The organism is Vibrio sp. 10N.222.49.C9, from assembly GCF_041474985.1.
Lineage (GTDB): Bacteria > Pseudomonadota > Gammaproteobacteria > Enterobacterales > Vibrionaceae > Vibrio > Vibrio crassostreae_C.
On record NZ_JBFRVD010000874.1, the window covers coordinates 1 to 265 of the forward strand.

Annotated in this window: 1 protein-coding gene; it reads left to right on the forward strand. The window is 41.9% G+C overall.

Annotation, left to right across the window (positions count from 1 at the left end; all coding sequences use genetic code 11):
- Positions 1 to 2 precede the first annotated feature (2 nt).
- Positions 3 to 128 (forward strand): DUF1525 domain-containing protein, encoded by a 126-nt coding sequence (locus tag AB4585_RS26020; RefSeq protein ID WP_372171659.1) that lies wholly within the window; start codon positions 3 to 5, stop codon positions 126 to 128.
- Positions 129 to 265: the final 137 nt, after the last annotated feature.

The following is a 265-nucleotide window of genomic DNA, read 5'->3' on the forward strand; positions in this document are numbered from 1 at the left end:
GTATTTATGGTGTTGAGCGTTTGCCTGCAGTTGTTATCGATGGAGAGTTTGTTGCTTATGGTGTGTCTGTTAGCAAGGCAATTCGTGATTTCCAGTGGGCGAAGTATAAAGAGGAAGGTGACTTATGATGAAGCTGAGGAGTCGAGTTGCTGTAGCGGTTCTTATGTCATTTTGTACTGTGTCTTCTGTAGCTGCGCTGGATTATGCTTATGTTCTTGAGAAGGCTCAGGAATTAAAAGATAGTGATTTCTATGGTTATCTAGAG